Annotated in this window: 26 protein-coding genes and 2 other annotated features; all 26 genes read left to right on the top strand. The window is 47.9% G+C overall.

The window, feature by feature from the left end:
* Window positions 1–43: 43 nt before the first annotated feature.
* Window positions 44–1,489, top strand: coding sequence for a glutamate--tRNA ligase (gltX, locus tag N7U64_RS14960; RefSeq protein WP_012368986.1), 1,446 nt, complete (start codon window positions 44–46; stop codon window positions 1,487–1,489).
* Window positions 1,490–1,707 (top strand) — a binding site (T-box leader). It begins immediately after the preceding gene.
* Between the two features lie 45 nt (window positions 1,708–1,752).
* On the top strand, window positions 1,753–2,436 hold the full coding sequence (gene cysE / locus N7U64_RS14955) for a serine O-acetyltransferase (protein WP_318930444.1): 684 nt from the start codon (window positions 1,753–1,755) through the stop codon (window positions 2,434–2,436).
* Window positions 2,390–3,787, top strand: a complete 1,398-nt coding sequence (gene cysS, locus N7U64_RS14950; RefSeq protein ID WP_318930442.1) for a cysteine--tRNA ligase — start codon at window positions 2,390–2,392, stop codon at window positions 3,785–3,787. The genes cysE and cysS overlap by 47 nt, the downstream gene beginning before the upstream one ends.
* The gene (locus tag N7U64_RS14945; protein ID WP_318930441.1) at window positions 3,784–4,188 is read left to right on the top strand and encodes a ribonuclease III domain-containing protein; all 405 of its coding nucleotides are present in this window, start codon (window positions 3,784–3,786) and stop codon (window positions 4,186–4,188) included. The genes cysS and N7U64_RS14945 overlap by 4 nt, the downstream gene beginning before the upstream one ends.
* An 88-nt stretch (window positions 4,189–4,276) precedes the next feature.
* Entirely contained in the window at window positions 4,277–5,041 is a 765-nt protein-coding gene (rlmB, locus tag N7U64_RS14940) for a 23S rRNA (guanosine(2251)-2'-O)-methyltransferase RlmB (RefSeq protein WP_012368990.1), read from the top strand.
* The gene (locus tag N7U64_RS14935; RefSeq protein WP_012368991.1) at window positions 5,038–5,568 is read left to right on the top strand and encodes an NYN domain-containing protein; all 531 of its coding nucleotides are present in this window, start codon (window positions 5,038–5,040) and stop codon (window positions 5,566–5,568) included. Before rlmB ends, N7U64_RS14935 begins: the two co-directional genes overlap by 4 nt.
* Before the next feature lie 189 nt (window positions 5,569–5,757).
* Window positions 5,758–6,399 (top strand): RNA polymerase sporulation sigma factor SigH, encoded by a 642-nt coding sequence (gene sigH / locus N7U64_RS14930; RefSeq protein WP_012368992.1) that lies wholly within the window; start codon window positions 5,758–5,760, stop codon window positions 6,397–6,399.
* Between the two features lie 158 nt (window positions 6,400–6,557).
* Window positions 6,558–6,704 carry a 50S ribosomal protein L33 gene (gene rpmG, locus N7U64_RS14925; protein WP_012368993.1) on the top strand — a complete coding sequence of 49 codons (147 nt, stop codon included), beginning with the start codon at window positions 6,558–6,560 and terminating at the stop codon, window positions 6,702–6,704.
* A 44-nt stretch (window positions 6,705–6,748) separates the two neighbouring features.
* Window positions 6,749–6,919, top strand: a complete 171-nt coding sequence (secE, locus tag N7U64_RS14920; RefSeq protein ID WP_012368994.1) for a preprotein translocase subunit SecE — start codon at window positions 6,749–6,751, stop codon at window positions 6,917–6,919.
* A gap of 19 nt (window positions 6,920–6,938) precedes the next feature.
* Window positions 6,939–7,490: a transcription termination/antitermination protein NusG gene (gene nusG, locus N7U64_RS14915; protein ID WP_012368995.1), complete on the top strand. Its 552-nt coding sequence runs from the start codon at window positions 6,939–6,941 to the stop codon at window positions 7,488–7,490.
* A 149-nt stretch (window positions 7,491–7,639) separates the two neighbouring features.
* Window positions 7,640–8,065, top strand: coding sequence for a 50S ribosomal protein L11 (gene rplK, locus N7U64_RS14910; protein WP_012368996.1), 426 nt, complete (start codon window positions 7,640–7,642; stop codon window positions 8,063–8,065).
* Window positions 8,066–8,181: 116 nt separating this feature from the next.
* Window positions 8,182–8,868 (top strand): 50S ribosomal protein L1, encoded by a 687-nt coding sequence (rplA, locus tag N7U64_RS14905; protein WP_012368997.1) that lies wholly within the window; start codon window positions 8,182–8,184, stop codon window positions 8,866–8,868.
* Window positions 8,869–8,922: 54 nt separating this feature from the next.
* Window positions 8,923–9,077, top strand: a sequence feature (ribosomal protein L10 leader region).
* A gap of 50 nt (window positions 9,078–9,127) precedes the next feature.
* Window positions 9,128–9,634: a 50S ribosomal protein L10 gene (gene rplJ, locus N7U64_RS14900; RefSeq protein WP_012368998.1), complete on the top strand. Its 507-nt coding sequence runs from the start codon at window positions 9,128–9,130 to the stop codon at window positions 9,632–9,634.
* 76 nt (window positions 9,635–9,710) lie between these two features.
* Complete coding sequence (rplL, locus tag N7U64_RS14895) at window positions 9,711–10,076, top strand: 50S ribosomal protein L7/L12 (RefSeq protein ID WP_012368999.1); 366 nt, start codon at window positions 9,711–9,713, stop codon at window positions 10,074–10,076.
* Window positions 10,077–10,159: 83 nt separating this feature from the next.
* Window positions 10,160–10,756: a class I SAM-dependent methyltransferase gene (locus tag N7U64_RS14890; RefSeq protein ID WP_318930437.1), complete on the top strand. Its 597-nt coding sequence runs from the start codon at window positions 10,160–10,162 to the stop codon at window positions 10,754–10,756.
* Window positions 10,757–10,986: 230 nt separating this feature from the next.
* Entirely contained in the window at window positions 10,987–14,544 is a 3,558-nt protein-coding gene (rpoB, locus tag N7U64_RS14885) for a DNA-directed RNA polymerase subunit beta (protein WP_214767216.1), read from the top strand.
* 20 nt (window positions 14,545–14,564) lie between these two features.
* Window positions 14,565–18,164, top strand: coding sequence for a DNA-directed RNA polymerase subunit beta' (gene rpoC / locus N7U64_RS14880; RefSeq protein WP_012369002.1), 3,600 nt, complete (start codon window positions 14,565–14,567; stop codon window positions 18,162–18,164).
* A gap of 80 nt (window positions 18,165–18,244) precedes the next feature.
* Window positions 18,245–18,496 carry a ribosomal L7Ae/L30e/S12e/Gadd45 family protein gene (locus tag N7U64_RS14875; protein WP_012369003.1) on the top strand — a complete coding sequence of 84 codons (252 nt, stop codon included), beginning with the start codon at window positions 18,245–18,247 and terminating at the stop codon, window positions 18,494–18,496.
* A 125-nt stretch (window positions 18,497–18,621) separates the two neighbouring features.
* Window positions 18,622–19,044, top strand: a complete 423-nt coding sequence (gene rpsL / locus N7U64_RS14870; RefSeq protein WP_012369004.1) for a 30S ribosomal protein S12 — start codon at window positions 18,622–18,624, stop codon at window positions 19,042–19,044.
* Between the two features lie 49 nt (window positions 19,045–19,093).
* A complete protein-coding gene (rpsG, locus tag N7U64_RS14865) occupies window positions 19,094–19,564 on the top strand; it encodes a 30S ribosomal protein S7 (protein ID WP_012369005.1) in 471 nt (156 codons plus the stop codon).
* A gap of 124 nt (window positions 19,565–19,688) precedes the next feature.
* Complete coding sequence (gene fusA, locus N7U64_RS14860; protein ID WP_012369006.1) at window positions 19,689–21,767, top strand: elongation factor G; 2,079 nt, start codon at window positions 19,689–19,691, stop codon at window positions 21,765–21,767.
* 117 nt (window positions 21,768–21,884) lie between these two features.
* Window positions 21,885–23,072 (top strand): elongation factor Tu, encoded by a 1,188-nt coding sequence (gene tuf, locus N7U64_RS14855; protein WP_026834301.1) that lies wholly within the window; start codon window positions 21,885–21,887, stop codon window positions 23,070–23,072.
* Between the two features lie 318 nt (window positions 23,073–23,390).
* Window positions 23,391–23,699, top strand: a complete 309-nt coding sequence (gene rpsJ / locus N7U64_RS14850) for a 30S ribosomal protein S10 (protein ID WP_012369008.1) — start codon at window positions 23,391–23,393, stop codon at window positions 23,697–23,699.
* A gap of 68 nt (window positions 23,700–23,767) precedes the next feature.
* Window positions 23,768–24,394, top strand: a complete 627-nt coding sequence (rplC, locus tag N7U64_RS14845; protein WP_012369009.1) for a 50S ribosomal protein L3 — start codon at window positions 23,768–23,770, stop codon at window positions 24,392–24,394.
* Window positions 24,395–24,423: 29 nt separating this feature from the next.
* Window positions 24,424–25,047, top strand: a complete 624-nt coding sequence (gene rplD / locus N7U64_RS14840; protein ID WP_012369010.1) for a 50S ribosomal protein L4 — start codon at window positions 24,424–24,426, stop codon at window positions 25,045–25,047.
* Complete coding sequence (gene rplW / locus N7U64_RS14835; RefSeq protein ID WP_012369011.1) at window positions 25,047–25,331, top strand: 50S ribosomal protein L23; 285 nt, start codon at window positions 25,047–25,049, stop codon at window positions 25,329–25,331. Before rplD ends, rplW begins: the two co-directional genes overlap by 1 nt.
* Window positions 25,332–25,358: the final 27 nt, after the last annotated feature.

The following is a 25,358-nucleotide window of genomic DNA, read 5'->3' as shown; positions in this document are numbered from 1 at the left end:
TATACTAGGTAAGCGAATTTTAGACTAAAGGAGTGGATCGGTAATGGCAGAAGTACGTGTACGTTATGCACCAAGTCCAACGGGACACCTTCATATTGGGAATGCACGAACAGCATTATTTAACTACCTGTTTGCACGACATGCAGGCGGCAAGATGATTTTACGGATTGAGGATACGGATCAGAAACGAAACATCGACGGTGGTGTGGAAAGTCAGATGAAGTACCTCGAATGGCTCGGCATCGACTGGGATGAAGGTCCAGGTCGCGGCGGCGAGTACGGTCCTTATTTCCAAATGGAGCGACTCGATCTATACAAAAAGTATACCGACGAGTTACTTGAAAAAGGATTGGCTTACCGGTGCTACATGACATCGGAAGAGCTTGAAGCAGAACGGGAAGCACAAATTGCCCGCGGCGAAGCACCACGTTACTCAGGTGCTCACCGGAACTTGACGCAGGAACAGGAAGAAGCGTTCGTGGCTGAAGGGCGGACACCGTCGATTCGAATCCGTGTACCGGAAAGCGTCACCTACACATGGAACGATATCGTCAAAGAAGATGTTTCGTTCGAATCCAAAGACTTCGGCGACTGGGTCATCGTCAAAAAAGACGGCATCCCGACGTACAACTTTGCGGTTGTCGTGGATGACCACTTGATGGCGATCAGCCACGTCCTTCGCGGAGACGACCATATCTCGAACACACCGAAACAGATGATGATTTACGATGCGTTCGGCTGGGAGTATCCGACGTTCGGTCACATGACGCTCATCGTCAACGAAGAACACAAAAAGCTGTCGAAACGTGATCAGTCGATCATTCAATACATCGAGCAGTATAAAGATCTTGGTTACTTGCCGGAAGCGTTACTCAACTTCGTGACGTTGCTTGGCTGGTCACCGGTCGGCGAACAGGAAATTTTCACGAAAGAAGAGTTCATCGAGATTTTCGATGCGTCCCGTCTTTCGAAAAGTCCGGCTGTCTTTGATCAACAAAAACTGGCCTGGATCAATGGTCAATACATGAAACACCAATCGTTCGAAGAAGTATTCGAAGCAAGTCTGCCGTTCCTGCAGGACGCGGGACGCGTTTCAAGCGAACCGACGGAAGAAGAGCTTGTCTGGGCACAAAACCTGGTCGGATTATACCGGGAACAGATGACGCACGGTGCGGAAATCGTCGAGCTTTCAGAGATGTTCTTTGAGGATGAACTGGTGTATGATGAAGAAGCAAACACTGTCTTGGCAGGAGAAACTGTTCCTGCTGTCTTAAGTGAATTCGCAAGCCAATTGCGGACACTTGAAGAATGGACACCGGAAGCGATCAAAGGGGCGATCAAAGCCACTCAAAAAGCAACCGGACAAAAAGGAAAAAATCTGTTCATGCCAATCCGTGTCGCAACGACCGGACAAACGCACGGACCAGAGCTTCCGAACACGATTCAATTATTAGGAAAAGATCGCGTACTTGCGCGTCTGGACGCATAAAATAAAGCGTAGATGAGGAAAGTAGGAACGATGTCCGTTGTACAGAGACGAGCTTGAGTGGTGAGAAAGCTTGAACGGACGCGCTCTCGAAATGCCCCTCTGAGTGCTACCCGAAATCAGTGAGAGTAGGCGTAGACGTATCTCCGGCGTTAACGGACCGGAGAGGGATGATTCGTTCATCCAAACAGAGTGGGACCGCGCTGATTAGCGTCTCTGTGCAGCGATGCACGGAGGCGCTTTTTCTTATGGAGAGGAGAACAAACATGACACGGATGCGTGAAGATATCCGCAATGTATTTAAACAGGATCCGGCAGCCCGGAGTACGATAGAAGTCGTCTTGACTTATCCTGGGTTACACGCTGTCTGGATGCACCGGTTAGCCCACCGTATGTGGAAAATGAATCTGCATCTCGCCGCCCGAATGCTATCGCAATTCAGTCGGTTCCTGACAGGAATCGAAATTCATCCCGGTGCGACGATCGGACGTCGTTTCTTCATTGATCACGGTATGGGCGTCGTCATCGGCGAAACAGCGATTATCGGCGACGATGTCACGTTGTTCCAAGGTGTGACACTCGGGGGAACAGGGAAAGAAACGGGCAAACGGCATCCGACACTCGGAAATGGTGTCCTCGTATCCGCCGGAGCACGCGTACTCGGTGATATCACGATTGGTGATTCGTCGAAGATTGGTGCAAGCTCCGTCGTTTTAAAAGACGTACCGTCCAATGCGACCGTTGTCGGTATTCCCGGACGTGTCGTGATACAGGACGGTATCAAGATCGATGCACCGCTTGATCATCAATTACCCGATCCGGTTCGTGAATGCCAGGAACGGGTTGAACTGGAACTTGAACAATTAAAAGATGAGATTGAACGAATAAAAGGAGGACACCGCCATGATACAACTTTACAACAGCATGACCGGAAAAAAGGAACCGTTTAAACCGCTTGAAGAAGGAAAGGTCAAGATGTACGTCTGTGGACCGACTGTCTATAACTACATCCATATCGGAAATGCCCGTCCGGCCATCGTCTTCGATACAGTCCGCCGCTACTTTACGTACCGGGGCTACGACGTCAAGTATGTCTCGAACTTCACGGATGTTGACGATAAAATCATCCGGACAGCAAATGAGCTCGGAGAAGATTACCACGCACTGACAAAACGATTCATCGAAGCCTATCACGCGGATACAGGGGCGTTAAATGTCCAAAAAGCGGATATTCATCCGCTCGTCACGGAAACGATGGACGATATCATCGCCTTCATCGAAGTACTCGTCGAAAAAGGAAATGCTTACGCGTCAAGCGGAGATGTGTACTTCCGGACACGCAGCTTTAAAGATTACGGTCAATTGAGCCAACAGTCGATTGACGAACTCCGTTCAGGTGCCCGGATCGAGGTCGATGAGAAAAAAGAAGATCCGCTCGATTTCGTCTTATGGAAAGCGGCAAAACCGGGTGAACCGGCATGGACGAGTCCATGGGGAGAAGGACGTCCCGGTTGGCACATCGAGTGCTCGGCGATGGCGAAAAAATATCTCGGAGATACGATTGATATTCATGCCGGCGGACAGGATCTTAAATTCCCGCACCATGAAAATGAGATTGCCCAATCGGAAGCCTGCAATTCCCAAAAGTTTGCGAACTACTGGATGCATAACGGATTCCTCAATATCGAAAATGAAAAGATGTCCAAATCACTCGGTAACTTCCTGACGGTCCACGAAGCGATTCAAGCGGTCGATCCGATGGTCTTACGTTTCTTCATGCTGTCGGTCCAGTACCGTCATCCGATCAACTACAGCCGTGACCTGATCGATCAGGCAGCAAACGGGTTGGCACGAATCCGCGAATCGGTCGCAAACGTTGAACATCGTCTGACGATGACAGCTGACCTCGGAACGGCAACAGAAAAATGGTTGAACCGGATTGAAGAAATCAAACAGCATTTCGTCACATCGATGGATGATGATTTCAATACGGCAAATGCCGTGACTGATCTGTTTGACCTGTCGAAGGAAGCGAACCTCTATCTTGGGGAAGATCAAGTTGCAAAAGAAGTCCTGGAACGTTTCTTGGCAGTCTTCCAAGAATTGTCGACGGTTCTCGGTGTGACCCTGACGATTGAAAAAGGGTTGCTCGACGAAGAAGTGGAACAGCTGATCCGTGATCGGGATACGGCACGGAAAGAACGGGACTTCGCCCGTGCGGACGCGATCCGTGATCAACTGCGTGACCAAGGCATCTTGCTTGAGGATACAGCACAAGGGATGCGGTGGAAGCGCGGATGAAGAACTACAAACAATTAAATGCACTGGCACTCGCCTACATGGGCGATGTCGTCTACGAAATGCATGTCCGGGAACGGTTGCTTGAAAAGGGGTTCGTCAAACCGGGTGAGCTGCATCAGGCAGCCATCCGGTATGTCCGTGCCCAGGCCCAAGCGTTCGTCGTGACCCACTGGTTAAATGAAAATACGTTAACAGAAGAAGAGCAAGCCGTCGTCCGGCGCGGGAAGAACGCCAAATCCGGTTCTGTCCCGAAAAGTACGGACGTCCATACGTACCGTTATGCTACGGCGTTTGAAGCATTGCTTGGATATATCTATCTTGCAGAAGGAGGGGATCGTCTTGAAGAACTCATCGGACAAGCGTTCGAATTACTCGAAGCCGAAGCAGCGGACGGAAAATAAATCGTTCCAGCCGGCACGAAAACAAAAAGACAAGCCGCATAGCGAAAAGCCGAAACAGAAGAAGGTTGAAACCAAACAGGAAGAGGTCGTGATTGAACCGCTCGCGGAAGGACAAGACTTCCTGTACGGACGGAACCCTGTTCTCGAAGCATTGCGGTCAGGTCGGGAGATGAACAAGCTCTTCATTCAGGAAGGACAGCAGAAAGGACCGCTTGCCGTCATCCATGCGATGGCGAAAGAGGCCGGAGTCCAGACACAGATCGTTCCACGTTCCAAATTACATGGTCTGACGGGAAGTGACAACCACCAGGGTGTCGTCGCGGCCGTCGCGGCTTACGAGTATGCAGAACTCGATGATATTTTTGCTCTTGCAGAAAAAAAAGACGAGACGCCGTTGATGATTTTACTCGATGAACTCGAAGACCCGCATAATCTCGGATCGATTCTCCGGACGGCAGATGCTGTCGGGGCCCACGGAATCATCATTCCGAAACGCCGGTCCGTCGGATTGACGCAAGTCGTCGCGAAAGCTTCGACAGGGGCCATCGAGCACATCCCGGTCGTACGTGTCACGAACCTGACACGGACAATGGAAGATTTAAAGAAAAAAGGAATCTGGTTCGTCGGAACGGATGCCCGCGAGAGCGATGACTACCGGACGCTCGACGGAACGATGCCGCTTGGAATCGTCATCGGCAGCGAAGGAAAAGGCATGAGTCGGCTTGTCCGCGAAAAATGCGATTTCCTCGTCCATCTCCCGATGGCAGGACACGTCACGTCACTCAACGCATCCGTTGCCGCCTCATTGTTGTTATATGAGGTCTACCGGACAAGAAAGCCGTATTCGCGATGAAATACGACCGTCTGATCGTTGATGGCTACAATATCATTGGCGCATGGCCGGAGTTCCGGACATTGCGGGAGCAGGATTTTGAATTAGCACGGGAACGATTGGTCGATGCGATGGCCGAGTACCAAGCCGTGACGGGAATCAGTGTGACGATTGTCTTTGATGCCTATCTGCAACCGGGACGGGAATCCCGAATTAAGAAAAGCGGTATCGAAGTCATTTACACACGGGAAAACGAAACGGCGGATGAATGGATTGAAAAAACAGCAGCGGAATGGTTACAGGATATCCGGGTTAAACTGACGGTCGCAACAAACGATTTCACCGAACAATGGGTCATCTTCACACTCGGTGCTTTACGGGTTTCAGCACAGGAACTGCGCCGGGACTGGAAAGCGGCGGTCGCCGTGATCCGCGGACAGACCATTACGTCAAAAACGAGTCAAAAACCACGTTCGACAATCGATATGCCGGCTGATGTCATTGAACGGCTCGAAGAAATCCGGCGGCGCAAAAATTCAGATTCATGATGAAAACGGAAAAGCGGATTCACGATGCAGTCGTGGAATCCGCTTTTTTTGATCCGGGTGCGTGAGGCGTTCCGGTCATTCCAGGAACAAAAAAGAGGTCATGCCAATTTTCATTGTCGCAGGGCAGGAAATTATTGTATAATTAGAAACAATCGATTAGTTTGTTAGAGAAGCTTGGAGGGATGACGGATGAGTTTGGTTTCGTTCGACCAGTTTGAGTGCATGACCGATGAGGCGCTTGTGGAACAGGCGAAGGTATTTGACAACAGTGATGCGCTCGAATTTCTGATCGAGCGGTATCGGAACTTTGTGCGTGCAAAAGCACGGTCTTACTTTTTGATCGGAGCGGACCGCGAAGATATCATCCAAGAAGGCATGATTGGTCTGTATAAGGCAGTCCGGGATTATCGGACGGATAAGCTGGCTTCCTTTAAAGGGTTTGCTGAACTGTGTATTACCCGGCAGATGATTACGGCGATTAAAACCGCGACACGTCAAAAACATATCCCGCTTAATTCATACATTTCGCTTGATAAACCGATTTACGATGATGAGTCGGAACGGACGTTGCTCGATATCATTACATCGACCGCCCCGTCGGATCCGCAAGTGTTGATCGTCAACCGGGAAGAGTATGCGGATATCGAAAGCAAGATGGATGAGATTCTCAGTGATCTGGAACGCAAGGTGCTTGCGCTTTATCTCGACGGAAGAACCTATCAAGAAATTTCCGACGATCTCGATCGTCATGTCAAGTCCATCGATAATGCCCTTCAACGCGTAAAGAAAAAGCTGGAACGGTATCTAGAAGCGCGAAAACTGACGGTCTGATCGAGAGGTGGATTGACCCCGGTATCCGGGTGTGCTACTGTATAAATAGCGCCTTACTAGCGAGACGCCGCTCATAGGCGTTTTTTTTTTACGCTCTTTTTTGGAGAGAGGGTTCTCTTCTTGAAGAGAAGGAGTGGCAAAGAAGGAGGTCGTTTGAGATGGCGAAGAAAGTAGGCCTTGCTTGTGATATTTGCGGTGCCCGCGACTACACGACGATGAAAAAAGAGGATGTCAGCATCCGCTTGGAACTGAAAAAGTTCTGTCGCCGCTGTAACGCGCATACGATTCATAAAGAAGCGAAATAAGGCTTCATCTGTCCCCATTTAATACATCCTGGAGGGAAAGTACGATGAAATTTTTGCGTGACGTATGGAATGAACTGAAAAAGACGAGCTGGCCAAAACGAAAAGAACTGACGAAGTATACACTGACCGTAATCGGTATGGTCATTTTTATGGGTGTCTTCATCTTCGGTGTCGATTCAGGGCTCAGCGCATTCATGAGTTGGTTGATTAAGTAAAAAGAAGAGGTGACGTACCATGGATAAGCAGTGGTTTGTTGTCCAGACGTACTCTGGATTCGAAAATAACGTCAAGGCAAATCTTGAACGTCGGATTGAATCTATGAACATGGACGAGAAAATCTTCCGTGTACTCGTTCCAATCGAAACGGTACAGGAAGAAGTAACAAACAAAAAAGGTGAAACGAAAATCAAGGAACGTGAAATCAAGATCTTCCCGGGGTATGTCCTCGTCGAGATGGTCATGACGGATGATTCTTGGTATGTCGTCCGTAACACACCGAACGTCACGGGATTCCTCGGTTCGGTCGGCGGCGGTTCGAAACCGACACCACTTCTTCCTGAAGAAGCAGAAAACATTCTCGGATCAATGGGACTTGTCGACATGAAGAGTCGTTATGACTTTACAATGGGACAAATCGTACGGATCAAAGAAGGTGTCTTTGCGAACCTGGAAGGTACGATCGAAGAGCTTGAAACAGAAGCTGAAAAAATGAAAGTTTCTGTCGATATGTTCGGTCGTGAAACGAAAGTAGAGCTCGATTTCTCACAAGTTGAGAAGATTGACTAAGTTTCCTATTGCGAAACTTTTATTTTAATGGTACAATTTTTCCTGTTTGATGTTGTGCTTATTTCGGTAAATTACTCGTCGAATAGAATGAGTGGGAGGACGCGCAACGTCCAATTAAACCACATTAAAGAATTAAGGAGGTGTGTCTCGTGGCGAAGAAGGTTATGAAACTAGTTAAACTTCAAATTCCTGCGGGCAAAGCAAACCCAGCTCCACCAGTTGGACCGGCACTCGGTCAAGCAGGTGTGAACATCATGGGCTTCTGTAAAGAGTTCAACGCTCGTACACAAGACCAAGCCGGCTTGATTATTCCTGTAGTCATCACGGTTTTTGAAGATCGTTCATTTACGTTTATTACTAAAACTCCACCAGCAGCAGTTCTCTTGAAGAAAGCAGCTGGAATCGAGAGCGGTTCAGGCGAGCCTAACCGTAAGAAAGTAGCGACTGTCAAACGTGACAAAGTTCGCGAAATCGCTGAAACGAAAATGCCAGACCTCAACGCAGCATCTGTTGAAACAGCGATGTTGATGGTTGAAGGTACTGCACGTTCTATGGGTATCGTAATCGAAGACTGAGTCTTTTGATTGCAATGAACAACGATGAGGGTCGCAGGCGGATAGTTACTTGAAGCCTTGCTACCCTTTCATTATGTGGGAGGATTTTCCGCACAACCACAAAGGAGGAACCTAAAATGGGTAAGAAGTATAAAGAAGCTGCTAAACTTATCGATCGTACGGTTTCATACGAACTCGCTGAAGCTGTAGATTTGACTAAAAAGTCTGCAACTGCGAAATTCGATGAAACAATCGAACTTGCTGTTCGTCTCGGAGTCGATCCGAAGAAAGCAGATCAACAAATCCGTGGAGCAGTCGTATTGCCACACGGTACTGGTAAAACACAAAAAGTTCTCGTCTTTGCTAAAGGTGAGAAATTAAAAGAAGCGGAAGCTGCTGGAGCAGATTTCGCTGGTGATTCTGAGTACATCACTAAAATCCAACAAGGATGGTTCGACTTCGATGTTATCGTTGCGACACCTGACATGATGGGTGAAGTTGGTAAACTCGGCCGTGTTCTCGGACCTAAAGGCCTCATGCCTAACCCGAAAACAGGAACAGTTACATTTGACGTCACTAAAGCAATCAACGATATCAAAGCTGGTAAAGTTGAGTACCGTGTCGACAAATCTGGTAACATCCACGTTCCAGTCGGTAAAAAATCATTTGATGACGCTAAATTGGTTGAGAACATCAACACAGTCATCGAAACTCTCGTTAAAGTTAAACCAGCTACTGCTAAAGGTGTTTACCTTAAGAACATCGCGATCGCTTCTACAATGGGTCCTGGTGTAAAAGTATCTGCAGTTGACTTCGCGAAATAATTTCGTCTAAAACGAACTTGACAACGTTCTAAGAACGCTGTTACAGTATAAAACGTTGATATATTCGACATACCGTAGACAGAAGGTGCTCATCGATTGAGCATAAACCCTTCCGAGGTGTTCTTGCTCAGAGAGCCTGTTTGTTCAGGTATCCTTTTTGACGATTACGCCTCCTCTGCCTGGCAGACGGAGGCTTTTTATTTGAAATCGAGCAGCCCCTCGCGCCGGTACATTCCATTTACCAGGAGGTGCAACAGAAATGGCAAACGAAAAAGTTATCGCTGTCAAAGCGGATCTCGTATCTGAAATCGCTGAGAAAATGCAAGCGAGCGCTGGAACAATCGTCGTCGACTACCGTGGTCTCACAGTAGACGAAGTAACAGAACTTCGTAAACAACTCCGCGAAGCGGGTGTTGAATTCAAAGTTTACAAAAACGGTCTCCTCCGCCGTGCTGCAGTTCAAAGCAATCTTGAAGGTCTTGACGAAGTATTTACAGGTCCTACTGCGATCGCCTTCAGCAATGAAGACGTTATCGCTCCAGCTAAGATCTTAAACAACTTCTCGAAAGACCACAAAGCTCTTGAGCTTAAAGGTGGTATCATCGAAGGCAAAGTCACTTCAGTAGAAGATGTCAAAGCCCTTGCGGAACTTCCATCACGCGAAGGTCTCCTTTCGATGCTTCTCAGCGTGCTTCAAGCGCCAATCCGTGGTCTTGCGGTGGCAACGAACGCAATTGCAGAGCAAAAAGAAGAACAATCTGCTTAATGTCCGCTTAGCGGGATAGGCAAACACACAATTTTTCACACCCCAACGTGGGTTAAATCAAAGGAGGAAAACCATAATGGCTTTCAACAAAGAGCAATTTATCGAAGACCTCAAGGGCATGACTGTTCTTGAACTTAACGAACTCGTAAAAACAATCGAAGAAGAATTCGGCGTATCAGCAGCAGCTCCAGTAGCAGCAGCAGGTGCAGGCGCAGCAGCAGCTGAAGAGCAAACTGAATTCGACGTAATCCTTACTAGCGCAGGTTCTGGTAAAATCAACGTCATCAAAGCAGTTCGCGAATTGACAGGCCTCGGTCTTAAAGAAGCGAAAGCACTTGTTGACGGAACTCCAGCTCCAGTTAAAGAAGGCGTTTCGAAAGAAGACGCTGACGCAATCAAAGCTAAGCTTGAAGAAGCTGGCGCAAGCGTAGAAGTTAAGTAATTTTCTTCTTCACGTAAAACAAAAGAAGCTCGCTTTGCGGGCTTCTTTTGTTTTCAACTTTAATATAGAGAGGGGAAGGAAACATGGCAGATCATTATTACACAAATGATCCCTCCTCGAAACGGGATCCAAAGTCGTGGGAATTCGTTTTACGTGGTGAAACGTTCCGCTTCACTTCGGATCATGGAGTGTTTTCAAAGGGTGGCGTTGATTTCGGTTCGCGACTATTAATTGAAGCCTTTGTGGAGCCGGATGTACCGGGTGCCATCCTGGATGTCGGATGCGGATACGGTCCGATGGGGATTTCGCTTGCGAAAACGACCGGACGGGAAGCAGTTTTAGTAGATGTAAACGAGCGGGCGCTTGAGCTTGCGGCTGACAATGCACGTGCGAATGGTGTTTCCGTGACGACCGGTGTAAGTGACGGATATGCTGGCGTGGTTGGACAGACGTTTGCAGCGATCGTGACGAATCCACCGATTCGGGCGGGAAAGACGGTTGTTCACCGGATTTTACGGGAAGCGTATGATCATCTGGATGTCGGCGGCGCTTTATGGGTCGTCATTCAAAAGAAACAAGGCGGACCCTCCGCGAAGAAGTTGATGGAAGAAGTATTCGGTTCATGTGAGACGGTTACCCGAGATAAAGGGTATTCAATATTTAAATCAATTCGGTCTTGACAAATCGAGTGATTTGTCGTTGACCTTGTCTAATGTCTATGATAGTATTATAAAATGCCATTGGAGTGATTTTTGGATAAGCAGTTTGAAGCAGCTGGCGTTCTCGACTACAGATGATTGAGTAGACAAGACGTCGCTTTTTTGCGCTTATCGGTCAAAAAATGGCTTCAATGTTCGATATTACACCCGTCCTTCTCAAGAAGAAGAACTGGGTCTGAGAGGTGAATCAGTTGACTGGTCAACTTGTTCAGTACGGTCGTCACCGTCAGAGAAGAAGCTATGCACGTATCAGCGAAGTTCTAGAACTTCCAAACCTTATTGAGATTCAAACGAATTCATACGAATGGTTCCTGCGGGAAGGTCTTCGTGAGATGTTTCATGATATCTCGCCGATTTCTGACTTTACGGGAAATCTCGTATTAGAATTCATCGACTACTCGCTCGGAGAGCCGAAGTATTCGATTGATGAATCAAAAGAGCGCGATGTGACCTATTCGGCACCACTACGCGTAAAAGTCCGTCTTCAAAACAAAGAGACGGGTGAATTGAAGGAACAAGAAGTATTTATGGGTGACTTCCCGCTTATGACGGAGTCGGGAACATTCATTATTAATGGTGCGGAACGAGTTATCGTTTCCCAGCTTGTTCGTTCGCCAAGTGTGTATTACAACAATAAGTTAGATAAAAACGGTAAACGTGGATTTTCGGCAACGGTCATCCCGAACCGTGGAGCATGGCTCGAACTTGAGACAGATGCGAAAGATATCGTATACGTCCGAATCGACCGCACGCGTAAGATTCCAGTAACGGTTCTTTTACGTGCTCTTGGTTTCGGTACGGATCAGGAAATCATCGATCTCCTTGGAGATGATGAGTACCTCCGTAACTCCCTTGAAAAAGATAATACAGAAACAACGGAAAAAGCCCTCATCGAGATTTATGAGCGTCTGCGTCCGGGAGAGCCACCGACTGTCGAAAATGCGAAAGCACTTCTCGTGTCACGGTTCTTTGACCCGAAACGTTATGATTTGGCAAACGTTGGTCGTTATAAAATCAATAAGAAGCTTCATCTGAAGAATCGTCTGTTCGGGCAAAAACTGGCGGAAACGCTTGTCGATCCGGAAACAGGCGAAGTAATCGCAGAAGAAGGAACAGTTCTTGACCGTCGTATGCTCGACAAAGTCTTGCCATTCCTTGAAGGGTCTGTCGGTTACATCGAAGCGACGCCAACTGGCGGAGTAACGCAAGGCGAAGCCTTCAACTTACAATCGATCAAGGTGTTCGCACCGGACGATGCTGAAGGTGAACGCATCATCAATATCATCGGTAACGGTAACATCGATCGTGACATCAAGCACATCACGCCTGCTGACATGATTGCTGCGATCAACTATTTCTTCAACTTGTTACATGAAGTAGGAACGACAGACGATATCGACCACCTCGGTAACCGTCGTCTCCGTTCAGTCGGTGAATTGCTCCAAAACCAGTTCCGGATCGGGCTTTCCCGTATGGAGCGTGTCGTTAAGGAGCGGATGTCGATTCAAGACCAGAATGCGATCACGCCGCAGGCATTGATCAACATTCGTCCTGTTATCGCATCGATTAAAGAGTTCTTCGGTAGCTCGCAGTTATCACAGTTCATGGACCAAACGAACCCGCTTGCTGAGTTGACGCACAAACGTCGTCTATCTGCACTCGGACCCGGTGGTCTTACACGTGAGCGCGCTGGCTTTGAAGTTCGAGATGTTCACTACTCGCACTATTCCCGTATGTGTCCAATCGAAACGCCGGAGGGTCCGAACATCGGGCTGATCAACTCACTGTCTTCGTTCGCGAAAGTCAATGAGTATGGTTTCATCGAAGCGCCATACCGTCGTGTCGATCCGGAAACGGGTGTCGTCACGAATGAAATTCACTACATGACGGCCGACGAAGAGGATCTCTACGTCGTCGCACAGGCAAACATGTTGTTGACGGAAGAGAAGACGTTCCAAGATACACACGTCTTGTCACGTTTCCGCGGACAAAACTTGTCTGTCGAACCAGCTCGTGTCGATTACATGGATGTTTCACCGAAACAGGTTGTTTCGGCAGCGACGGCATGTATCCCGTTCTTAGAGAACGATGACTCGAACCGTGCCCTCATGGGAGCGAACATGCAACGTCAGGCCGTACCTCTTCTTGATCCGGAATCACCAATCGTTGGTACCGGTATGGAGTACGTGTCTGCAAAAGACTCAGGGGCTGCCGTTGTTGCAAAACATTCAGGTATCGCTGAGCGTGTAACGGCACGTGAAATCCTTGTCCGTCGTACGACGGAAGTCGATGGCAACATCGTTCAAGGTGAGCTTGACCGCTACAAGATCCAAAAATTCATCCGTTCTAACCAAGGAACGTGCTATAACCAAAAACCAATCATCAAAGTAGGAGATCCTGTCGATAAAGGCGAGATTCTTGCAGATGGTCCATCGATGGACGGTGGGGAACTTGCGCTTGGTCGTAACGTACTCGTCGGTTTCATGACATGGGATGGTTACAACTACGAGGATGCTGTCATCATGAGCGAACGTCTCGTGAAAGACGACGTCTACACGTCGATCCACATTGAAGAGTATGAGTGTGAATCACGCGATACAAAACTCGGACCGGAAGAGATCACGCGTGACATTCCGAACGTCGGCGACGACGCCCTGAAAAACCTTGACGACCGCGGAATCATCCGTGTCGGTGCTGAAGTAAAAGACGGGGATATCCTAGTCGGTAAAGTTACACCTAAGGGCGTAACGGAATTGACGGCTGAAGAACGCCTGCTTCATGCAATCTTCGGTGAGAAAGCACGTGAAGTCCGTGATACGTCACTTCGTGTTCCACACGGCGGCGACGGCATCATCCTTGACGTGAAAATCTTCGATCGTGATAACGGCGACGAACTGTCACCTGGTGTCAACCAGTTGATCCGTGCGTACATCGTTCAGAAGCGTAAGATTCACGAAGGAGATAAAATGGCTGGACGTCACGGTAACAAAGGTGTTATCTCACGTATCCTGCCAGAAGAAGACATGCCGTACATGCCAGACGGCACACCAATCGACATCATGTTGAACCCACTTGGTGTACCATCGCGGATGAACATCGGGCAGTTGCTCGAGCTTCACCTTGGTATGGCTGCACGCCAACTCGGAATCAAAGTCGCATCACCGGTATTCGATGGTGCACGTGAGGAAGATGTTTGGGCAACGATTGAAGAAGCCGGTATGGACCGCGACGCTAAAACGATCCTGTATGATGGACGTTCTGGTGAAGCCTTCGATAACCGCATCTCGGTTGGTGTCATGTATATGATCAAACTCGCCCACATGGTCGATGATAAACTTCACGCACGTTCGACGGGTCCTTACTCGCTCGTTACGCAGCAGCCGCTCGGTGGTAAAGCCCAGTTCGGTGGACAGCGTTTCGGTGAGATGGAAGTATGGGCACTTGAAGCATACGGTGCCGCTTATACGCTCCAAGAGATCCTGACAATCAAGTCCGATGATACAATCGGTCGTGTTAAAGCATATGAAGCGATCGTTAAAGGCGAAAATGTACCACAACCGGGCGTGCCGGAATCGTTCCGAGTCCTCATTAAAGAGCTTCAATCCCTTGGTATGGATGTTAAGATGATGTCTGCCGAAGATGAAGAGATCGAAATGAAAGACGACGACGAGGACAACATCCCGAACGCGACTCCAGCACTCGAAGAAGTTCAAGCGCCTGTCGCACCAGTTGTTACTGAAGAGGAATAAGCGAAAGGGAGGTCCACCCCTTGGTAGATGTTAATAGATTTGAATATATGAAAATCGGCCTCGCTTCCCCTGAAAAGATCCGTTCGTGGTCTTTCGGGGAAGTGAAGAAGCCGGAAACGATCAACTATCGTACGCTCAAGCCAGAGAAAGACGGCTTGTTCTGTGAACGGATTTTTGGTCCGACCAAAGACTGGGAATGTTACTGCGGAAAATACAAACGGATCCGTTATAAAGGAATCATTTGTGACCGTTGTGGCGTTGAAGTAACGAAGTCGAAAGTCCGTCGTGAGCGCATGGGTCACATTGAACTTGCAGCACCGGTTTCGCACATCTGGTACTTTAAAGGAATCCCAAGTCGTATGGGTCTCGTCCTTGATATGTCACCGCGCGCACTCGAAGAGATCATCTACTTCGCGTCGTACGTCGTGACAGATCCGGGCGAATCGACACTAGAGAAAAAACAACTTCTTTCAGAAAAAGAGTACCGCGCTTACCGCGAGAAATTCGGTAGTTCGTTTACCGCTGAAATGGGTGCGGAAGCTGTTCGTAAATTGCTCCGTGACGTTGAACTCGAAAAAGAAGTAGCCGGTTTACGTGAAGATCTTCGAATGATTCAAGGCCAACGTCGTACACGTGCGATCAAACGTCTTGAAGTTCTCGATGCTTTCCGTAACTCAGGCAACAACCCGGAGTGGATGGTTCTGGAAGTACTTCCTGTCATCCCGCCGGAACTCCGTCCGATGGTCCAGCTTGATGGTGGACGTTTCGCGACATCTGACTTAAACGACTTATACCGTCGTGTCATCAACCGTAACAACCGTCTCAAGCGTCTTCTTGACCTTGGCGCTCCGAACATCATCGTTCAGAATGAAAAACGGATGTTGCAAGAAGCGGTCGATGCCTTGATCGATAACGGTCGTCGCGGTCGTCCGGTTACTGGACCGGGTAACCGTCCATTGAAATCTCTTTCGCACATGCTGAAAGGGAAACAAGGACGTTTCCGTCAAAACTTACTCGGTAAACGAGTCGACTATTCTGGTCGTTCGGTTATCGTCGTTGGTCCAAACCTGAAGATGTATCAATGTGGTCTTCCGAAAGAAATGGCCCTTGAACTCTTCAAACCGTTTGTCATGAAAGAGCTTGTCTCACGTGGCATCGCACCGAACATCAAGAGTGCAAAACGGAAAATCGAACGTGTTCAACCTGAAATTTGGGACGTATTAGAAGAAGTCATCCGTGAGCACCCGGTTCTCTTGAACCGTGCCCCGACGCTTCACCGTCTCGGTATCCAGGCGTTCGAACCGACACTCGTCGAAGGTCGCGCGATTCGTCTTCACCCGCTCGTATGTACGGCTTACAACGCCGATTTCGATGGTGACCAAATGGCGGTTCACGTACCACTTTCAGCAGAAGCACAAGCAGAAGCACGTCTTCTCATGCTCGCTGCACAAAACATCTTGAACCCGAAAGACGGTAAGCCTGTTGTTACACCATCGCAGGATATGGTCCTCGGTAACTACTACCTGACGCTTGAGCGTGAAAACGCAATCGGCGAAGGTAAAATCTTCTCGACAGTGAACGAAGCGTTGATTGCCTACCAAAATGGGTATGTCCACTTCCACACACGTGTTGCGATTCCAGCCGGCGTTCTGAAGAACCCGACATTCACGGAAGCACAAAACGAGAAATTATTGGTTACGACGGTCGGTAAGTTGATCTTCAACGAGATCCTCCCAACGACGTTCCCATACTTGAATGAACCATCGATGAACAATCTGCAGGAAGCAACGCCTGATCAGTACTTCCTTGAAAAAGGAACGGACATCGCGGCTGAAATCAAGAGCCGTCCGATCATCGAGCCATTCAAAAAAGGATTCCTCGGAAATGTCATCGCGGAAGTCTTCAAGCGTTTTGAAACGACTGAAACGAGCCGCATGCTTGACCGAATGAAAAACCTTGGTTTCAAACACTCGACACGTGCGGGTATTACGGTTGGTATCGCTGATATCATCGTACTTCCGGATAAACAGGAAATCCTGGTCGAGGCACAAGATAATGTTGACCGCGTTATGAAATCGTACCGTCGTGGTCTCATCACGGAAGAAGAGCGCTATGAGCGTGTCGTTAAATCGTGGAATGACGCGAAGGATGAAATTCAGTCTCGTCTGATGAAATCCCTCAACCGTTTGAACCCGATCTTCATGATGAGTGACTCCGGTGCCCGTGGTAACGCGTCAAACTTTACGCAGCTTGCAGGGATGCGTGGACTCATGGCCGCTCCAAGTGGACGGATCATCGAGCTCCCGATCAAATCTTCGTTCCGTGAGGGTCTGACGGTTCAGGAATACTTCATCTCGACGCACGGTGCCCGTAAAGGTCTTGCCGATACAGCCTTGAAGACTGCCGATTCAGGTTACCTGACTCGTCGTCTCGTTGACGTCGCGCAAGATGTTATCATTCGTGAAGATGATTGTGGTACGGATCGTGGTATCCGCGTCACAGCACTCCGCGAAGGAACGGAAGAAATCGAAAACCTCTACGACCGCCTTGTCGGCCGTACGGCGTTCGAAAAAGTCGTTCACCCGGAAACAGGAGCAGTCCTCGTTTCAACAAACGAACTCATCGACGAAGATATCGCGCGTGCGATTACCGACGCAGGCATCGACAACGTTGAGATTCGTACAGCCTTCACTTGTAATACAAGTCACGGCGTCTGTAAGAAATGTTACGGACGTAACCTTGCGACTGGTAACGACGTCGAAGTCGGCGAAGCAGTCGGAATCATCGCGGCACAATCAATCGGTGAGCCAGGAACGCAGCTTACAATGCGTACCTTCCACACAGGTGGGGTTGCCGGAGACGATATCACACAAGGTCTTCCGCGTATCCAGGAGTTGTTCGAGGCCCGTAACCCGAAAGGTCAAGCGGTCATCTCGGAAATCGATGGACAAGTCATCGACTTTACGGAGTCGCGTGATAAGCGTGAGTTGACGATTCAAGGTCTGAGCGAAACACGGACATACACGATTCCTTTCGGATCACGTCTTCGTGTTCAACTCGGTGAAGAAGTCAAAGCCGGACAAGTGTTCACGGAAGGTTCAATCGACCCGAAAGAACTCTTGAACGTCAAAGGTGTATCAGGCGTACAGAACTATCTTCTTCAAGAAGTTCAAAAAGTATACCGGATGCAAGGGGTTGAGATCGGTGACAAGCACGTCGAGGTCATGGTACGTCAGATGATCCGTCGCGTCCGCGTCATCGAGTCTGGTGAGACATCACTCTTACCAGGTTCGCTAGTCGATATCAGCACATTCAAAGAAGCATGTAAAGAAGCGCTCCGTGCCGGTAAAGCACTCGCTTCGGCTAAACCAGTTCTCCTCGGTATTACAAAAGCGTCGCTTGAGACGGATTCGTTCCTATCAGCTGCTTCGTTCCAGGAAACTACTCGTGTCCTTACGGATGCGGCGATTAAAGGGAAGAGCGACTACCTTCGCGGCTTGAAAGAGAACGTTATTATCGGTAAACTTGTTCCAGCTGGTACAGGAATGACACGTTACCGTCAAATCGGTCTCGAGATCGCAGGCGAAGCACCTGTAGAAGCAGATTCTCCTGTAGAATAAAACGCCTTGACACGCCGGTATGGCGGTGCTACTATGATATAGTGTTGCCAACCGGCTGTGTTATTTTGGAGGATATCTTCATGTCTTACAAAAAAGTAGTCGGCGCAGATTTGAAGTTTGTCGGTCAAAAGCAAACGCTCAAAGCATTGCGATCTGGCAAGGCGTCGGAAGTGATCATCGCAGATGACGCAGATGAACACGTAAAGCAAGCATTGCTCGATGCGGCGAAACAAGCAAACGTTCCAGTCGTGAACGTTCCTTCTAAGCTTGAGCTTGGTAAGGCTTGTGGAATCGACGTTGCAGCAACTGCTGTTGCTATTAAGAAAGTTTGATAATACGTTTTGTGTGGCGATGGAATGCCTGAGCCACGCAAAACGTTTCATTATGACTTTCGATGAACCACCCGGCTCGGTGGTTTTGAAACTTGTCATGAATTCAGGAAGGGAGGATCTCAAAGATGCCTACTATCAACCAATTAGTCCGTAAAGGACGTCAATCAAAAGTTGTGAAATCAGATTCGCCAGCGCTGAACAAAGGGTACAACAGCTTTATCAAAGCTCGTACTGACATCAGCTCACCACAAAAACGTGGTGTTTGTACTCGTGTAGGTACAATGACTCCGAAGAAACCGAACTCGGCTCTTCGTAAGTACGCACGTGTGCGTTTAACGAACACAATGGAAGTAACAGCTTACATCCCAGGTATCGGCCACAACTTGCAAGAACACAGTGTTGTTCTTATTCGCGGCGGTCGCGTAAAAGACTTACCAGGGGTACGTTACCACATCGTTCGTGGTGCACTCGATACAGCTGGAGTTGACGGCCGTATGCAAGGTCGTTCGAAATATGGTACTAAACGTCCAAAAGCAGCAAAAAAATAATCTAGATATCAGAAGATATCACCTCACTATATGAAAGGAGGGACTCGGAATGCCACGTAAAGGTCAAGTAGAACGCCGTGATGTAATGGCTGATCCGATCTACAACTCTAAACTCGTTACCCGCCTTATCAACCGTCTTATGTTAGATGGTAAAAAAGGTACTGCTCAACAAATCTTATACAAAGCTTTTGAAGCTATCGCTGAACGTTCAGGTCGCGATGCAATGGAAGTTTTTGAAGAGGCGATGAACAACATCATGCCAGTTCTTGAAGTTAAAGCACGCCGCGTAGGTGGAGCTAACTATCAAGTTCCTGTCGAAGTCCGCCCTGAGCGCCGTACGACACTTGCACTTCGTTACCTCGTGAACTACTCACGTCTCCGTAACGAAAAAACAATGGATGCTCGTCTTGCTAACGAAATCATGGACGCTGCAAACAACACTGGTGCTTCAGTTAAGAAGCGCGAAGATATGCACAAAATGGCGGAAGCGAACAAAGCGTTTGCTCACTACCGCTGGTAAAACCGGAATTAACCACCTCATCTATGCCATTTTGTATGGAAATATGAGGTGGCTTTCGGGTATAGTCATGACGTGTGGCAACGCACGGACACTAAACTAAAATGCGAAAGGAGAATGTTTAAAGATGGCAAGAGAATTCTCCCTTAAGAACACCCGTAATATCGGGATCATGGCCCACATCGATGCTGGTAAAACAACAACGACTGAGCGTATCCTCTATTACACGGGTCGTATCCACAAGATTGGTGAAACGCACGAAGGTGCTTCACAAATGGACTGGATGGAGCAAGAGCAAGAGCGTGGAATCACGATTACATCTGCAGCAACAACTGCACAATGGAAAGGTAACCGCGTAAACATCATCGATACACCTGGACACGTAGACTTCACTGTTGAAGTTGAACGTTCACTCCGTGTACTTGATGGTGCGGTAGCAGTACTTGATGCTCAGTCTGGTGTTGAGCCACAAACTGAGACAGTATGGCGCCAAGCTACAACTTACGGCGTACCACGTATCGTTTTCGTTAACAAAATGGATAAAATCGGTGCAGACTTCCTGTACTCGGTTGGAACGCTTCGCGACCGCCTTCAAGCTAACGCACACGCAATCCAAATCCCAATCGGCGCAGAAGATGAATTCAAAGGAATCATCGATCTCGTTGAAAAGAAAACATACATGTACGGTAACGACCTCGGTACTGATATCGAAGAAACTGAAGGTTTCCCTGCAGAATTCGCAGAAGAAGCTGAAGAACTTCGTGCATCATTAATCGAAGCAGTTGCAGATTACGAAGAAGAAATGATGATGAAATACCTCGAGGGCGAGGAAATCACAATTGAAGAGCTTAAAGCGGGTATCCGTAAAGCGACTCTTACAGTTGATTTCTACCCAGTTCTCGTTGGTTCGGCATTCAAGAACAAAGGTGTTCAGCTTATGCTTGACGCAGTCCTTGACTACCTCCCATCACCAGTCGACGTAAAAGCAATCACAGGGATTAACATGGATACAGATGAAGAGATCGTTCGTGAGTCAACTGACGAAGCGCCATTCTCTGCACTTGCATTCAAAGTTATGACTGACCCGTATGTTGGTAAATTGACGTTCTTCCGTGTGTACTCTGGTACAGCTTCGGCAGGATCTTATGTCAAGAACTCAACAAAAGGGAAACGTGAGCGTCTTGGACGTATCCTTCAAATGCACGCGAACAGCCGTGAGGAGATCCCAATGGTCTTCGCTGGTGACATCGCAGCAGCTGTAGGTCTTAAAGATACTACTACTGGAGATACGCTTTGTGCAGAGAAAGACAACGTCGTTCTCGAATCAATGACTTTCCCAGAACCAGTTATCTCGGTCGCAATCGAACCAAAAACGAAAGCTGACCAAGATAAAATGGGTCAAGCACTTGCTAAGCTTGCTGAAGAGGATCCAACATTCCGCACTGAAACTAACCCAGAGACTGGTCAAACGATCATCTCAGGTATGGGTGAGCTTCACCTCGACATCATCGTTGACCGTATGCGTCGCGAGTTCAAAGTCGAAGCAAACGTTGGTGCTCCACAAGTAGCTTACCGTGAAACGATCCGCCAATCGGCGAAAATCGATTCTAAGTTTGCTCGTCAATCAGGTGGTCGTGGTCAATATGGTCACGTCGTCGTAGAATTCGAGCCAAACGAAGAAGGTGCTGGCTTTGAGTTCAACAACAAAATCGTCGGTGGTGTTGTTCCACGTGAATACATCCCAGCGGTTGAACACGGAATCGAAGAAGCGCTTCAAAACGGTATCCTTGCTGGTTATCCAGTAGTTGACGTTAAAGCTGCACTCGTTTTCGGATCGTACCACGATGTCGACTCAAACGAGATGGCATTTAAAATCGCGGCTTCAATGGCCGTCAAACAACTTAAAGATAAGAGCGGCGCTGTTATCCTTGAGCCAATGATGAAAGTTGAAATCGTTATCCCAGATGAATACATGGGAGACATCATGGGTGATGTTACATCACGCCGTGGACGCGTTGAAGGTATGGAAGCTCGCGGGAACGCTCAAGTCGTTCGTTCGATGATTCCACTTTCAGAGATGTTCGGTTACGCTACTGGTCTTCGTTCACGCACACAAGGTCGCGGAACGTACTCGATGCACTTCGATCACTACGAAGAAGTACCGAAATCAGTTGCTGAAGAAATCATCAAAAAAGCAAACGGCTAATCCTTCACAGGTTGTCACGCTTTTATGATTAGTGTAAGCTAAGGAAGGTGTACGTTATTCGACGATTCACCTTCCTAGTTATAAAATATTATTAGACACATAGAGGAGGAATTCAGAATGGGTAAAGAAAAATTCGACCGTTCTAAACCGCACGTTAACGTTGGTACAATTGGCCACGTCGACCACGGTAAAACAACTTTAACAGCAGCTATTTCAGCTGTACTTGCAAAAGCACAAGGTAAAGCTGCAACTAAGTTTGACCAAATCGATGGTGCTCCAGAAGAGCGCGAGCGCGGTATCACTATCGCAACAGCTCACATCGAGTACGAAACAGAAAAACGCCACTATGCACACGTTGACTGCCCAGGTCACGCTGACTATGTTAAAAACATGATCACTGGTGCTGCACAAATGGACGGCGCGATCCTCGTTGTTTCTGCAACTGATGGTCCAATGCCACAAACACGTGAGCACATCTTGCTTTCACGTCAAGTAGGTGTTCCTTTCATCGTAGTATTCATGAACAAAGTCGACATGGTTGACGACGAAGAGCTTCTTGAACTCGTTGAAATGGAAATCCGCGAACTTCTTTCTGAGTACGACTTCCCAGGCGATGACCTCCCAGTTATCCAAGGATCTGCTCTCGGCGCGCTTAACGGCGAAGCTAAATGGGAAGAAAAAATCATGGAACTCATGACAGCTGTTGATGAGTACATCCCTGAGCCAACTCGTGACACTGAAAAAGACTTCATGATGCCAGTTGAGGATGTTTTCTCAATCACTGGTCGTGGTACAGTAGCTACTGGCCGCGTTGAGCGTGGAGTTCTTAAAGTCAACGACGAAGTTGAAATCGTTGGTCTTCACGAAGAAACTAAAAAATCAGTATGTACTGGTGTAGAGATGTTCCGTAAGCTTCTTGACTATGCTGAAGCTGGCGACAACATCGGAGCACTTCTCCGTGGTGTATCACGTGACGACATCGAGCGTGGACAAGTTCTCGCGAAACCAAACACAATCACACCGCACAAAACTTTCAAAGCGCAAGTTTACATCCTTTCAAAAGAAGAGGGTGGCCGTCACACGCCATTCTTCGGTAACTACCGTCCACAGTTCTACTTCCGTACAACTGACGTAACTGGTATGTGCCAACTTCCTGAAGGAACTGAAATGGTAATGCCTGGGGACAACATCGAATTGACTGTTGAACTCATCGCGCCAATCGCTCTTGAAAAAGAAACTCGTTTCTCAATCCGTGAAGGTGGCCGTACAGTAGGCGCTGGATCAGTTACAGAAATCGTTGAGTAATTTTTAAGATTTAAAGGTCTTCCGTCTCCCGTGACGGAAGGCCTTTTTTCATTTCTTTGAAAACAGTCTTGCAACATGGTCAGACATCTTATATACTGAGGAAAGTGTTTGTGCGAGTGGTGAGAGACTTGAAAACAAATTCTATTTTTATTTTACTTGCATTCCTGCTTGGAATTAAGTAAACTAGGATATGTTGGTCACAAACACAACGCGATGAAGCGGGAGGTTATGACACACCAGGCGGCATTGCCATGGCTAGTGTGGAAATTTCCGCGGAGAATGTCTATTTACAAAATAGGCGAAAAGGAGGGAAACAACATGGCAAATGAAAAAATTCGGATCCGTTTGAAAGCATACGATCACCGCGTGCTTGATCAATCGGCTGAGAAAATTGTCGAAACAGCAAAACGTTCTGGTGCTACTGTATCTGGTCCGATCCCACTCCCAACGGAGAAAGCGATCTACACAGTACTTCGTGCCGTTCACAAGTACAAAGATGCTCGTGAGCAGTTCGAAATGCGTACACACAAACGTTTGATCGACATCGTTAACCCAACACCGAAAACAGTTGATGCGCTTATGCGTCTTGAACTTCCATCGGGCGTTGACATCGAAATCAAACTTTAATTTTTCTTCTATAAATAGTTGATACTAGCCAGAAGATCAAAATCATTCAATATTAGGAGGTGTATCTCATGGCTAAAGGAATCTTAGGAACTAAACTCGGTATGACACAAATCTTCAACGAGTCAGGCGAAGTAGTACCAGTTACTGTCGTTTCAGTAGAAGGTAACGTTGTTCTTCAATTGAAGACAATGGAAGTGGACGGTTACGAAGCAGTCCAACTCGGCTTTGGTGATATCAAAGAAGGTCGTCAAAACAAACCGCAAAAAGGTCACGCAGCGAAAGCTAGTGCGACACCTAAGCGCTTCATTAAAGAAATCCGTACATCTGTAACAGATTTCGAAATCGGTCAAGAGATTAAAGCAGATACTTTCGCTGCAGGCGAAATGGTTGATGTAACAGGTACGTCGAAAGGTAAAGGTTTCGCTGGAGCAATCAAGCGTCACAACCAATCACGTGGTCCAATGGCTCACGGTTCGCGTTACCACCGTCGCCCAGGTTCAATGGGTCCTGTCGCTCCAAACCGTGTATTCAAAGGGAAATTGCTCCCAGGACGCATGGGTGGAGAGCAAGTCACTGTTCAAAACCTTGAAATCGTAAAAGTTGATGTAGAACGCGGCTTACTCCTCGTCAAGGGTGCTATCCCAGGCGCACGTAAGAGCCAAGTTGTCGTCAAAACTGCGGTAAAAGGCAACTAATTTGTTTGCAAGGAAAGGAGGAATAACGAATGCCTAAAGTAGCTTTGCTTAACCAAACAGGTACACAAGTTGGAGACATCGAGTTGGCAGATGCCGTTTTCGGAATCGAGCCAAACGAAGCAGTCGTATACGATGCAATCGTCATGCAACAAGCTTCACGTCGCCAAGGTACACATGATACAAAAGGTCGCTCGGAAGTTCGCGGTGGCGGCCGTAAACCATGGAAACAAAAAGGTACTGGTCGTGCACGCCAAGGTTCGATCCGTTCGCCACAATGGGTTGGCGGTGGAACAGTCTTCGGTCCAACACCACGTTCGTACGCTTATAAACTTCCTAAAAAGGTTCGTCGTCTCGCATTACGTTCAGCACTTTCTTCGAAAGTCGCTAACAACGAGTTCATCGTTCTTGAAGGATTGACAATCGATGCTCCGAAAACAAAAGACATGATTTCGGTCTTCGCTGCTCTTTCAATCGAACGTAAAGTCCTCGTCGTTACTGCTGATTACAACGAGACAGTCGTTCTTTCAACACGCAACATTCCTGGTGTCACAGTCGTTGACGCTGCTGGAGTAAACGTCCTTGATCTTGTCGCACACGACAAAGTCATCTTCACGAAGGATGCTGTTGCGAGAGTAGAGGAGGTGCTTGCATAATGGCAAACGCACACGACATTATCAAACGTCCTGTAATTACTGAACGCTCAGTGAACCAAATGGCTGAGAAAAAGTACACGTTCGAAGTAGACGTAAAGGCATCTAAGACGCAAATCAAAGATGCAGTTGAAGCGATCTTCGGCGTTAAAGTTGAAAAAATCAACACACTTATCTCAAAACCAAAAGCAAAACGCGTAGGTCGTCACGCTGGTTACACAGCACGCCGCAAAAAAGCGGTCGTCACGCTTACTGCAGATAGCAAAGAACTCGATTACCTCGGTTAATCGGTACTCTGTAGAAAAGGAGGGAAC

The sequence above is a fragment of the Exiguobacterium sp. K1 genome, assembly GCF_033721435.1.
In the GTDB taxonomy this organism is placed as follows: domain Bacteria; phylum Bacillota; class Bacilli; order Exiguobacteriales; family Exiguobacteriaceae; genus Exiguobacterium_A; species Exiguobacterium_A artemiae.
Note: the sequence above shows the minus strand (reverse complement) of the source record. Positions and strands in the feature narration are given on the sequence as shown.

Bases quoted from the DNA above. Each gene is read 5' to 3' on its own strand.
- rplL (WP_012368999.1), top strand. From the start codon at position 9,711: ATGGCTTTCAACAAAGAGCAATTTATCGAAGACCTCAAGGGCATGACT.
- N7U64_RS14875 (WP_012369003.1), top strand. From the start codon at position 18,245: ATGTCTTACAAAAAAGTAGTCGGCGCAGATTTGAAGTTTGTCGGTCAA.
- secE (WP_012368994.1), top strand. From the start codon at position 6,749: ATGAAATTTTTGCGTGACGTATGGAATGAACTGAAAAAGACGAGCTGG.
- gltX (WP_012368986.1), top strand. From the start codon at position 44: ATGGCAGAAGTACGTGTACGTTATGCACCAAGTCCAACGGGACACCTT.
- rpsG (WP_012369005.1), top strand. From the start codon at position 19,094: ATGCCACGTAAAGGTCAAGTAGAACGCCGTGATGTAATGGCTGATCCG.
- cysS (WP_318930442.1), top strand. From the start codon at position 2,390: ATGATACAACTTTACAACAGCATGACCGGAAAAAAGGAACCGTTTAAA.
- sigH (WP_012368992.1), top strand. From the start codon at position 5,758: ATGAGTTTGGTTTCGTTCGACCAGTTTGAGTGCATGACCGATGAGGCG.
- cysE (WP_318930444.1), top strand. From the start codon at position 1,753: ATGACACGGATGCGTGAAGATATCCGCAATGTATTTAAACAGGATCCG.
- rplJ (WP_012368998.1), top strand. From the start codon at position 9,128: ATGGCAAACGAAAAAGTTATCGCTGTCAAAGCGGATCTCGTATCTGAA.
- N7U64_RS14890 (WP_318930437.1), top strand. From the start codon at position 10,160: ATGGCAGATCATTATTACACAAATGATCCCTCCTCGAAACGGGATCCA.
- N7U64_RS14935 (WP_012368991.1), top strand. From the start codon at position 5,038: ATGAAATACGACCGTCTGATCGTTGATGGCTACAATATCATTGGCGCA.
- fusA (WP_012369006.1), top strand. From the start codon at position 19,689: ATGGCAAGAGAATTCTCCCTTAAGAACACCCGTAATATCGGGATCATG.
- rplW (WP_012369011.1), top strand. From the start codon at position 25,047: ATGGCAAACGCACACGACATTATCAAACGTCCTGTAATTACTGAACGC.
- rplC (WP_012369009.1), top strand. From the start codon at position 23,768: ATGGCTAAAGGAATCTTAGGAACTAAACTCGGTATGACACAAATCTTC.
- N7U64_RS14945 (WP_318930441.1), top strand. From the start codon at position 3,784: ATGAAGAACTACAAACAATTAAATGCACTGGCACTCGCCTACATGGGC.
- rplA (WP_012368997.1), top strand. From the start codon at position 8,182: ATGGGTAAGAAGTATAAAGAAGCTGCTAAACTTATCGATCGTACGGTT.
- rpmG (WP_012368993.1), top strand. From the start codon at position 6,558: ATGGCGAAGAAAGTAGGCCTTGCTTGTGATATTTGCGGTGCCCGCGAC.
- rplD (WP_012369010.1), top strand. From the start codon at position 24,424: ATGCCTAAAGTAGCTTTGCTTAACCAAACAGGTACACAAGTTGGAGAC.
- tuf (WP_026834301.1), top strand. From the start codon at position 21,885: ATGGGTAAAGAAAAATTCGACCGTTCTAAACCGCACGTTAACGTTGGT.
- rpsL (WP_012369004.1), top strand. From the start codon at position 18,622: ATGCCTACTATCAACCAATTAGTCCGTAAAGGACGTCAATCAAAAGTT.
- nusG (WP_012368995.1), top strand. From the start codon at position 6,939: ATGGATAAGCAGTGGTTTGTTGTCCAGACGTACTCTGGATTCGAAAAT.
- rpsJ (WP_012369008.1), top strand. From the start codon at position 23,391: ATGGCAAATGAAAAAATTCGGATCCGTTTGAAAGCATACGATCACCGC.